General features: G+C 38.6%; 8 protein-coding genes. 7 read left to right on the top strand and 1 reads right to left on the bottom strand.

Annotated features, from left to right (window positions below; all coding sequences use genetic code 11):
* Positions 1 to 68 precede the first annotated feature (68 nt).
* The 7 genes from K5Q73_RS09820 (at position 69) to K5Q73_RS09790 (ending at position 10,214) form a co-directional block, all read left to right on the top strand.
* On the top strand, positions 69 to 1,160 hold the full coding sequence (locus K5Q73_RS09820) for a hypothetical protein (protein WP_220760593.1): 1,092 nt from the start codon (positions 69 to 71) through the stop codon (positions 1,158 to 1,160).
* A 333-nt stretch (positions 1,161 to 1,493) separates the two neighbouring features.
* Positions 1,494 to 1,775, top strand: a complete 282-nt coding sequence (locus K5Q73_RS09815) for a putative quinol monooxygenase (protein WP_220760591.1) — start codon at positions 1,494 to 1,496, stop codon at positions 1,773 to 1,775.
* A gap of 48 nt (positions 1,776 to 1,823) precedes the next feature.
* Positions 1,824 to 2,372, top strand: coding sequence for a GNAT family N-acetyltransferase (locus tag K5Q73_RS09810; RefSeq protein ID WP_220760589.1), 549 nt, complete (start codon positions 1,824 to 1,826; stop codon positions 2,370 to 2,372).
* Between the two features lie 1,977 nt (positions 2,373 to 4,349).
* Positions 4,350 to 5,702: a site-specific integrase gene (locus tag K5Q73_RS09805; RefSeq protein WP_220760588.1), complete on the top strand. Its 1,353-nt coding sequence runs from the start codon at positions 4,350 to 4,352 to the stop codon at positions 5,700 to 5,702.
* Positions 5,699 to 7,246 carry a hypothetical protein gene (locus K5Q73_RS09800; RefSeq protein WP_220760586.1) on the top strand — a complete coding sequence of 516 codons (1,548 nt, stop codon included), beginning with the start codon at positions 5,699 to 5,701 and terminating at the stop codon, positions 7,244 to 7,246. The genes K5Q73_RS09805 and K5Q73_RS09800 overlap by 4 nt, the downstream gene beginning before the upstream one ends.
* Complete coding sequence (locus K5Q73_RS09795) at positions 7,243 to 9,669, top strand: hypothetical protein (RefSeq protein ID WP_220760584.1); 2,427 nt, start codon at positions 7,243 to 7,245, stop codon at positions 9,667 to 9,669. Before K5Q73_RS09800 ends, K5Q73_RS09795 begins: the two co-directional genes overlap by 4 nt.
* A gap of 101 nt (positions 9,670 to 9,770) precedes the next feature.
* The gene (locus K5Q73_RS09790; protein ID WP_220760582.1) at positions 9,771 to 10,214 is read left to right on the top strand and encodes a hypothetical protein; all 444 of its coding nucleotides are present in this window, start codon (positions 9,771 to 9,773) and stop codon (positions 10,212 to 10,214) included.
* 112 nt (positions 10,215 to 10,326) lie between these two features.
* On the opposite strand, the gene K5Q73_RS09785 is transcribed toward K5Q73_RS09790, so the two are convergent.
* Positions 10,327 to 11,517 carry a chromosome partitioning protein ParB gene (locus tag K5Q73_RS09785; protein ID WP_220760580.1) on the bottom strand — a complete coding sequence of 397 codons (1,191 nt, stop codon included), beginning with the start codon at positions 11,515 to 11,517 and terminating at the stop codon, positions 10,327 to 10,329.
* Positions 11,518 to 11,541 lie beyond the last annotated feature (24 nt).

Raw genomic sequence — 11,541 nt, 5'->3', positions numbered from 1 at the left:
GCGATCACTACAAATTGACTTTAATTGAGTTATTATTCAATAGCTTATAATAATGGGTCATGTCTAAAATGGATAATGTCAATAATGATGATTTAGAAGGTTTTGCTGAAGAATTTTGGTCTAGAGCTGATAAGTTAAATAGTGAGTCTGTTACTAAAACTTTAAACAGCTGTTCAATTGCGGAGCGTTTGCGTGTTTTAAACTACCAAGGAGCAGCAAAGGATCGAAATATACATAAGGTTGATACTTTATTTCAAAGATATGCAGAAAGAGAGCATGCACGTGATACTGGTTCTGAACATGAATTAGGAAGGCCTTGGACACTGCATAACGTCGATGGCAAGTTGTTATCAAAGCGCTACTCACATGATATAGAAGAGATGCGTAATGAACGAAAATTACTAGAAGCTAGCTTTAATAAAGAGTTATCAAACCTTAAGACTAAACTTCATGTTACCCAAGAGGATTTGCGTAATGCTCGCAGTGTCCATTTGGATATCACCAATGAATTGAGTGTTCTTCTCAGTTCAAACGAAAGCTTAAAAAAAATAAATAACCAACTTAACGATGAGAATACAGAGTTAAAGCAAAAACAATTACAAGGCAAAATAGCTATTGAAGTACCGGCATTTGTAGATAATGCAAAAAAGGAGCTAGCCACCAATGAAAAACACTTTAGGGAATTAGCAATAAAATGGAACCTTAGAGGTAATAGGGCTATTGGCGCGGCAGCAATATTATCTGTAATCTTTGTTATTTATACAGGTATCTTAACATTCAGTAGTAAAACGGATTTAAACTGGGCTATTTATGGCACGATGCTGTTTAAAGAAATGCTTGTGGTTTCGATTTTAGCTGCAACCGCTAAGTATTGTTATGGTGTTGCAAGTGCCTATACACATGAATCACTCAAACGAACAGATCGAATGCATGCTATCGGTTTTGGCAAAATGTATTTAGAAATATACGGTTCTCAGGTAGACCAGCAAGATGTTAAGTCAATCTTTGAAAACTGGAACTTAGATAGTGATAGTTCCTTTACGAAAATAAAAGAAGCTGATTTCGAGAATAAAACTTATAACAAGCTTGCTGACGCGATTATTTCTTTAACTAAGCAAGAATCTAAAAAATTACCAGAGCCACAATCTCCACCACTGTAAACTTGGACTATTAGGTAAAGCTCTGAATCGTAGTCCATGAATGTGAAGTAATTACCTAACTATATACAAACCGTACCCGTTAACGGGTACGGTTTTTTTATGCCTAAAATCCGCGTATACCTAGAGTCCTGAGATAAAGATAACTCTTTTGCTGTTTCTGTTATATGGGATTCAGCTTAGCGGTGTTTTTCAAGGTAGTTAGCAATGCTTGCTTGTAATTCTTGTTCAGATTCATGTTCCGTTTCTTGTTTATGTTCAGGTTCAGATTGTGGTAGCGTGTTTATGCTACAGGCATGGGCATTTTGGCATGCCTAATACGTTGTGGAGTCAGTGTTGGCAAAGATTATATTGCAAGGTTTTATAGTCGTACCTGATTCAGACCTTGAGCTAGTCAGTCGTGAATTGGTTATGCACAAAAGTCTCACCTTAAAAGAGGTTGGTTGTTTAACTTTTAGTGTGACACCTGATGAATCCAATCGTAATAAGTTTATTGTTTACGAGGAATTTGTAAATCAAACTGCTTTTGATAATCATCAAGCTAGAGTGAAATCATCTCAATGGGGCAAAGTCACTAAAAACGTACAAAGGCATTATCAAATAAGAAGTTCTGACTAAATCCGCCTCTTAAAAGGGCGCTATAAAGCAACGAGAAAATGGAGTGTCATGCAAATAAGGCAAGCAACACAAAATGATTTAGCAAAGTTCTTCAGTTACTTAAATAATCATTTGTCAGACAATGGGGCCGGTGATACTCATCTTTTCCAGCCTATGTCTAAAGCAGAATCATCTGTTAATGAAGCAATGAAGTCTCGTTTTACTGCTGGCATTAACACGGAAATATACCAGCAAGGCTGGCGACGCCTTTGGCTCGCATTCGATGAAAACCAGAAGATAGTAGGGCACATCGATATTCGAGGCCATGCAGAAAACCATACTAAACATAGAGTATTACTTGGTATGGGCGTCGATCGTTCAGTTCGTAGACTCGGTATCGGCAAGCAATTAATCAATAAAATGCTAGAGTGGGTTGCTGATGAACCGCTAATTGAGTTTATCGATCTTTGGGTACTTTCAAATAATCTAGCCGCACAAAAACTGTATCTCAGCACAGGGTTTGAGAAATGTGGCGAGATAAAAGACATGTTTAAAATAGACGGTAAGTCTTTATCTTATACAGTTATGTCCCGAGCTACCGCAATAGATCAAGGCTAATAAAAGGCGACAAAGATGGAGTAGGGAAGAAGGCTATTATCTCGTGCTATCTCGTGCTATCTCGTGCTATTGAAGAGGAATGAGCAACGCTACAAGCTCTTAATACAATCTATCAATACAAGCTCTCAATGAATACTAGCCGAGCAGAGCGCGATGATGAGCAACTTCTGTCTAAACTAGCTCTGTCTGAACAAGCGCGTATAAAGCCGTTAAAGAGTAGGGCGTGGACACGATAATTAGCCTCTCACACTATTCCAAATAAGCTAGCGCTACACTCGACTATCTCGGGTTAACTAGTAAGCTGCTGATTATAAACTTATAATGTTCATGTCACACTTGGAGTTCGAGTCTTAAATAGTCTCTTACATTAACCATTCGATCTTTCTCTGTTTACCCAATACACCAACTCTGTATCTGATCCAATTACTAATCACATTGCTAACTACAAAATTCAAGTTAGTTTTGTGCTGTGATTTCTATTGGAATTTCTATTTGGATTTCAAAGATGGGTTAATGCCGATAAGTGACATTATCGGCAATTGATTTAAAAGGGGTTTTCCCGCTATTAAGCTGTATCTATAGCTGTTTTTGCCTCAGTATCTTTTGTCTATATAAGAGACAGATCAGCCTAGAGCTAGAAAGGTATGGTTGTCACTATGTTGCTGGCTACCTGTTTTAACTCTTTAATATTAATGAAATTAGTCTGCGTTGTACTTACTTTAAGCCTGTTTTAGCCAAGCTATCAGCTCAATTTCTAGCTTAATTGTCAGCTCAATTAACTGCTCGATTTTAGGTTCTAAGTAAGCTCAGTCCCTCAGTCTAGTTTTCTTCAAAACTATCATCTTAAGTTTAAGTTCTGGCTCTATCCAAGCCTTCATGGGTCATTGGGGCCATTCGATGACTGACTCGCTTAACTGCTACAAGGCCGAGTAAACCGGACTCTAACGATTTTTATTGCTATAACAGTTGCTCTTATGGCAATGACTAGGCAAAGCTATGCTGAACTGAGCTAAAGTAGTTTTGGCCAAGAGCAAATATCTGGCCCCAATATAGGAGCTAATTTCAGAAACTAGATAAAGCTGTAAATTGGCATTGTTGTCGTAATCTTTGTCGTTAGTTTGGCTAAATTCATACGGCGCGCTGTGTGGCTGCTTTAAATCTTTGCCTAGCTCAGCTCAGTAGATTTCACGTAGCGCACGATTACAAATGGCTGTTTTCAGGCTCGTTTTAACTATCTGTTTCAACATCTTGATTTCAGTGCTGGTTCATTACTGGTTTTAGGCTGGATTTAGCGCCCAGTTTGAATAAACAGTTTCAGGACTCTAGCTAAACGCTAAGTTGCAATCTACGACCAAGCTTACATCCAACGTGAGACTCGTGCCGTTAAAAATGGCCAGCCACAACTCGACTGGTATAAACATTCGCGCATAAACGAATCAATCCCAAGACTCTAAGGTTCGCAGCTGTTAGTAGCAAGATAGCCGAACCGTTTTCACAGTTGCACGAGTAGCATATAGAGCAAACAATATAGAGCAAGGAGTATAAGGAGCTGAGTTAAGTCGCTTGCAGATGTTGGCGTCAATCAAGTCCGAGCTAGATGCTAAACACTAATACATGACTTTAAACTTAAGCCATGTTGCAAATGATTATCTGCAACTATATGCAAGCAGCTATATACAAGAAACTGAGCTATCCGGTTCAATGGCAATCAAGCTGACTGAAAGCTCATATAGATAAAGTCGCCATCTAACCCCACATCAGTGACATTCATATAGCTATGCGCACAATGTATATTATGTTAAATTAAAGGAATGTCTGTTTTACTTCATAGATTCTTAATTCTTTTCAATATCCAAGTCCTATCAGTAACTTATATATTCTAGCTAAAACTCTTGACGTGTCTTATATGCCCTTATACTCTAGTTCACATGCTGGATATTTGTACTGCTAATCTAGTTCATAACGTTGTGAGGGTTTATGTATAAAACGATGTGTTTCAAAGATGAGTTCTGGTACCTATGTGATTCTGAAACGATGTCGCCCCCATTATTGTCGTTGCGCTATTGCGAATACGAGCTACGTAAAAAGGCATTCAGCACGCAACGAGCTGAGCTACAGGCTGTGCAATTTTTTTATGAGTTCTGGTTCGATAAATTTGGAGAGACTCTGGATTATTCTCTATACAGATCAGGATTCCAAGATATTGAGCTCTTAATTGATGAGCTAGAGCCGTTCTGGGATTATTTGGTTGCAGGGCGAAAATTGAATCTACACATTTTATTTTCGGGAAATGTGAATACAGACACGAAGAAATTAACAACGCATTCAACTCGGTGCTTGGCAGTCATTCGTTTCATTAAGTGTTTAATTGATATCTACGTGGACTCTAGATACACCAACCAGTCTAAAACAGAAATATTAGCACACCGCAACTTATTGAAAATGAAATTAGAAACACCACGCAAGAGTTTCCAGAGATACATCAGGGACAGCGGCTCACAAACAAGCACGCTTCATAGTTTAAGTGCCGATCAATGTGTTGATTTTTCAAAGGTCATTCGTCCAAGCACCAAAAAAGTGCCAAATCCACTAAACCCCCAGGTTAGCCAGTCCATACAAATACGCAATTACCTAATGTGGCTGCTGATGCTGCGTTATGGTCTTCGAGTTGGTGAAATTCAGTTGTTGCAAAAGATATCATTTAAACCCTATATGACAGATAGCAGTAAATATTTGATGATAGTGCAAAACCTTGAAGATAAGAATGATACTCGAAGTCAGAAACCTTCCATAAAAACAATGCAAAGTACTAGAAAGATTGATATTACCAGAGAACATTACAATTTAATTTTCGGTGTTTACTACAAAAATACGAGACCCACAGATGAACAATGTGGCCACGATTTTATTTTTACATCTTCTGTTAAACCATACCGTCCCCTATCCTATCGCGGCATATTAAAAGAGTTCGAAAGAACTGCAGAATCATTTAAGAAAAATTTCCCATCGCACTTCAATATCGAATATAGCGATGCAATAACAGCAAACGTTACACCACATTGGCTACGACACACATGGGCATTTAGTACCTTGGCTGCAATCTACAGCCAAACGAGTGATAAATATATCAACACTAAGGCTGTTAAGGTTTCCGGGATCATGGAGGACAGTATCGAGCAATTAAGAGTGTTAGGTGGTTGGTCGTTAAAATCTAGAATGCCGCAACACTATGGTAAGCGATTTATCCAAAATCAGGCCAATATGTCCTTACTAAATATATTTAACAGTACGTTATATGACCACCTAATTGATGAGGATATTGAATTTTGAGTAATTTAAGAAAAAAACTCAGGAGTACTTCAGCTGTCTTCCTAAGTGTTGAACAAATCCGATTTATTAGCGGGTTAGAGTTACCTAATCGATTGGTTTTGCCAACTAATTCAGAATTCGACACTCAGTCAATTAACCCCTCTTTAGATGTGTGGGAGTTCAAATATGGTGGCAATCAAGTCAAATTGAACATGGTTTGTCAAAATCAAAGTCTAACGCATTTATTGAAATATGTATGTGTTGTCGATTTTAATATGAGGTCTGCTCCGGTAGAACAAAGTAAGTTCAGTTATATTAAGTCTTTCATTTGTGGTTGTAATTTAAGGAGTGAGGCTTATTTTAACGAATTAGAAAATCTTGCTAGATCGGATAAAACGTTTGTAATAAGAAAATATTATGAATTAAAACGCACATGCAGACATCTATTTCGGATGGGGATGCCACAATTTGGAACACTTGATTATGAAAAGCTCGAAGAAGTCACTATTCCATCGGTTAAGAACTCTTTTCTTATCTATCAGGACATTGAGAACTCTTTCCCGTCACATCTAAAGCGACTGATTGGCAAGGGGTTGGTCGAGCACTCTACAGAGGAAGGATTAGCCGCCCTTACCGATGCTAAACTTACCGACCTTACAATCCTAGGACTGTCGTATGCTACAGGTATGCGCTCAATTCAATTTGATAAACTCCGAGGTTCCTCTTTGAGGCGTGAGGCTCAAAACCCTCGAACGAATTTGATCCGTTACAGCATCACAGTTCCACTTGCCAAGCAGCGTCGAGTTAATGTCGATGGCGCTAAAACTGCTATTCCTGATTCCATTGGATTCATGATTGAGGAATACATGAACAGATTTAACCTAACTAAAGAGAGCCAATTATTCACTACAGACAAAATACGTCTTGGTTCAGATTTAAATGCTTGTTTAAACAGAGGCTTGCTCTTTCTCCAGTCAGACGAAACCAAAATGGCAATTGCTATTAAGGATCTAATCCCAGAACGTTATGTGCTCACGGATTTTAGACATAATGTTGGGCACACAATGGCGATGAGTGGTTCAAGCGCCGAAGAAATAGCATATATTTTGGGGCATTCTTCGACGGTTGCTGCGACATATTACATCATGGCGACACCTGAGTTAGCCATGGTTCAACACAAAGCTTTAGGCTCCAATCCTGTCTGGATGAATATGGTAGGTCTAATGACTACAGGGTATGCAGTCGATAAGGATACGTGGGTTGGACATACCGTTTCTGGAATGTTGAAGGGCAAGCTATTTATAAACATTGGTGGTTGTACTCGCAAGCAAGCTAAATGCCATTTATGCAAGGTTAGGAGCTGTTATGGATGTTTCTATTTTCGCCCATTCAAAAATCTAGAACCACATGAAGAAGTTTATAGAATTTTTAGCGAAGAACTTTTTGAGTTAATAGATGTGACAAACAAATCTGGCTACGAAAATAGTCCTATGATCCGCACCGCGACGGACGCCAGACACGAGGTTAAGTTGGTTATAAATCGCCTTCAAGGAGGTTTGTCATGAAGGAAATTCAAGAAAATTTGACATTATTTATTTCGGAACAAAAAAGTTATTTTGAAACAGTACTAGCCCCGAATGAAAACAACCTAAAATGGGGGGAGGCATGGATATATAATAGGTCAAATAAGGGGTTTCTTATTGGCCCTACAAACGCAGGTGTTAATTTTAAGGAAATCCTCGCTACTCGCTCGAAAGCTTTGTTCCGAGAGGATGAAAGCTACGAACATATCGTTATCGAGGATGGTAAAACCATTCAAATTGATCCGCTGTTTTCTGATTTCACTCAGGCATTTTTAGTTTATAAGCTTAGACAATCTGGCAAGTACCCTAGCGCAGCAAGTCTGGTTGCCCCTTCCCTACTTTTAAAGCGCATTTATGTGCGTTTGTTAATGTCAGGAATCGAACCATCGCCTTGCAATATATCGTCAGAAACACTTAGTGATACTGCAGAATTGCTGGCTACGTTTCGCAAACAAAGTACATTAGCTGACGATCAAACCTATTTAAACGGTATTGCGGAAGTCCTTCGCAAAAAACAAATTACCTATGGCGAACCTGAGTTCATGGTTACGGTTAAACGTCCTCAACGAGCAAGTACCAAGAAGGTTAGAGAGACTGAATTTGCTGAGGGGCTAGGGAATGAGGAAAATGAAAAGCTAGTTGAGATCCAGGATTTTCTTAATGTTGTAAGTCTTCGAAATCTTGTCCAAAAGGATAGCGAAAAAATAATGTTGAATATGACATTGTTATTATTTGTTACAGCTTGGCGATTTGAAGAATTATCTGGCATAACCATTAATGCATTGAAAAGACTAGAAGTTGAAGATGAACAAGTTCGTAAGTTACTCAAAAAACGTGGCTTGCATACCTATTATCTAGGTATCGTTTATCAGGGGAAAAAAGGTGCTGGAATGCGTACTCACTGGGTTGAGCCCCTTGCAATAGATTTGGTTGAATTCATTTTCAAGGATACGATAAAGCTAACAAAAACACTAAGAAATCAGGTTGTTAATTGTCGTGGTAATAACTTTAAAACACTACTCCCTCAAGAGCTAGTCCCTAAAGAATCAAACGTTGTTAATCTAAATGAAGCAGAAATTGAGTTAGCAGATGTAGTTGCACACATTTATGAGTCCACCTCGGATAGTATTAGGTATTTTAATGATTTAAAGCGTTTTGCTAAAGAAAAACTAAGAAAAGCTGGCTTTTTACCTCATCGAATCGTTGAAAATCGCAGAAAACGCGAAGATCAATTTTATACGCTTAAACAAATTGATGATTTTTTAAAGCAGACCATAACTAAATCTAAAGAGCTTTCCGCAGACATGATTTACCGTGTACGGGACTCTTCAAATGGCTACTCCTACGATGTCGAATATGAAAAGCTTTTATTCATAACGCCAGTAGGTTCAACTGCATTAAGTTACTCAGGCATGATTAAGCCATTAGCAACACCAGTCTGGTATCGGCATTTATCTGCATATTTGGGGATGGGTATTAAGCGCAACACATCTATTTTTACTCGTTATAATCTAAGAACAAAAAATGGCGAATTCACCAAGATTAATACCCATATGCCCCGCCATAATAAAAACACCTTCTTAGCAATAGCAGATGTCTCTGAACATCTACAGGCTATGGTCATGGGTCGTGCTGACATCAAACAAAACGAAAGATATCAGCATCTTGCGATTCAAGAACTAGCATTAACTACGGACATAGTTTCTTACCATCAGGACAATTCCTGTACTGCTATCTCATTGAGTCCAACTGGCGTTGATCAGGTAAAAAACACTGGTATCATTGCCTTAAATCCTGACCTTAAACTTGAGAACTCGCTAGCGCAAAACCTACATACATTTACAACAGAGCGCGACAGAACTTCGTTCATCACTGATATGCTTGATGATATTGATCTGAATATCTTTGAAGAGTTTTCGGATGAACTTGCTGCATTTCAAGACGATAATGAGAAGAGGGATATTATTCGAGCACACTCAGACCTATCCCCATTGGCCTTCGGTAGCTGTATGCGCAACATTTCTGTAATCGAGTGTCCCTTTAATATTATGTGTCAAGATGGTACCGCCTGCCCGTACCATACTCTAACAGGACGTGCCGATGAGGCTGACAAGGTAGCGTCTTTATTAAAGAGTATTGAATCCGAAATCGAGAGGATCAACTATTTAGAAATCATAGCACGCGACGAGGCGGACGAACTCCTAGAGGTTTTAAACGCTCGGAAAGAGAATGTTAAAATGCTGAGTGAACAAAGTCAGTCCTTTGAAGCTAAAAAAATACCAGTTAATCTACTGGAATATGATGCCAAAAAGAAACCAATTCGGTTAGCGACGTTATTTGCAGTTGAGCATCGAACTAATGAAAAAAGAGCTGTGTTAGAAAAGCTGTCAAAGCCTAGTGAGTAACTAAACTAACGACTAAACAGCAGAAGTAATCTTATAAATTGTGTTAGGGAAACGTAGTATTTCCAACACAATTTACTGGAAATTAAAAATGAGGAACTTTTATGGCGGTGCTCCGTGGTAAAGCTCTAGACACTGAGATCGAAAGAGAATTGATTACAATGGTTGCCGAGGGCTATGACCGTAGTCCAATAACACCAACTGATGTCCATAGAAGGCTTGTAAATAAAGGCATTGTCCAAGGTAAGCTGAGCACCCTATCCACCTCAACCAGAAAAGAACTGATTGAGGTGTATAGAAATAAGCAATTTGATGATGTTGGTGGTGCTTATGCATCGAGCCTACGCAAAGGCTCAACGCAAAGTAAAGCAACCATAATTTCAAAAAATGCACAATTAACCGAGCAAGTTAAGCAAGCGCAAGAGCAATTAGCAATGAACACTAAAGTGCTGTTATCTATAGTAACATCTTTAAAAAATAGCGGTACAGTTGCAAATGTTGAACGCTGTTTATCTCCATACCTAATCCGCGAATTAAAGGAAGATTGATGAGGAAAAAACATCAAGCGGACTCTCGACGTAGAGTTATTTAGGTGAACTTTCTCCAATGAAATTTGAAAAGCATTACTAGGAGAACTTAGAAAATTAGAGCTTACAACCTTCAAACGATTTGTAAATTAGATTGTTTACGAATTTTCGATGGTGTTGGCCCTTTTTTTGCGAATGGATAAGTAAATGCTTCATTAATATTACCGGCACTTTTAGCTGGCATACGGTTACCATCAGCATCTTTCTTGTATCTAGCAACACGACGTACCGCAATTTTGTTTCCTGCAATATCAATGTTATGATATTGATTCCAACCTTTGAAAATACTACTTAATCGGCAAACGAGTGCATAAGAACTTGATTCACCAACCTGTGTCTGTAAGAAGTTTCGGACTTGATATTCGATATCCTCCTCACTCTGTATACCTATTCCTGATATCAATCGTAATAGATAATCCTCCGGTGTAATGACTATAACGCCTTCATATTTCTGCACTTCCGCTTTAATCAGATAATGAGCGAATGCATAAATATGAATTGCAGCTTGAATCTCACGCTTATGCCTCTTTGCTAATTCAGCGACAAAATTGACAGATAAGGCAAGCTCTTCCTTTGCTTCTACGTACTCTAGAATTTCTGCTTGCTGGAATGACGTCCCTTGCGTACCACGAAAAGCATAAGGGTTTTTCGTCTGTTCAAAAGATTTCGCCAGCATTGCCACTTTGGATAGAATACTGGCATCTACAGTCACTCCCGCCATTTCTAAAACCTGGGCTCGTGATCGAATTTTACCAACATCTATATGTGCGAATGATAAGTCATCTGTTACACCATAAATAATAACTGTGATAAACCCCTTAGATGAGTTTGCGGCTGACTCTAATCGAGTATGGCCATTTAGCAGTTCACCATCATCACTAAATACAATTGGTTCACCAGTTAAACACCACTTTTCATCATTCATCGCAGCGGTATATCGTTTAACTTCAGCCTTGCTTATACGTCTATTTTTATTGTGTGGATTAATGACACCTCGACTTGAAAAACGCAAAATATCCCTTGCTACAGAGGGGGTTATGTACACAACGTCATATCTGATTGATGTTTTAATTCTCTTTAGGCATGGATATTGCCCTGATTTTTCTTTAAAAATCCCATTCATGTCATCTCGTGAAAGAAACTCTTGAGACCCATCTTTTAGTTCTTTGGAACTCCCGAGATATGCTCTTGATACTGGTTGGTACTTTTTTACTAAACCACATACAAGATCTTCCTCAAACGAATTTACTTTGTCTTTTTCCATCTTACACCTCGAACACCAATTAAA

Origin of the sequence: Shewanella sp. MBTL60-112-B2 (genome assembly GCF_019655055.1) — a bacterium.
GTDB lineage: Bacteria > Pseudomonadota > Gammaproteobacteria > Enterobacterales > Shewanellaceae > Shewanella.
This window is presented reverse-complemented; position numbering and strand designations above follow the sequence as displayed.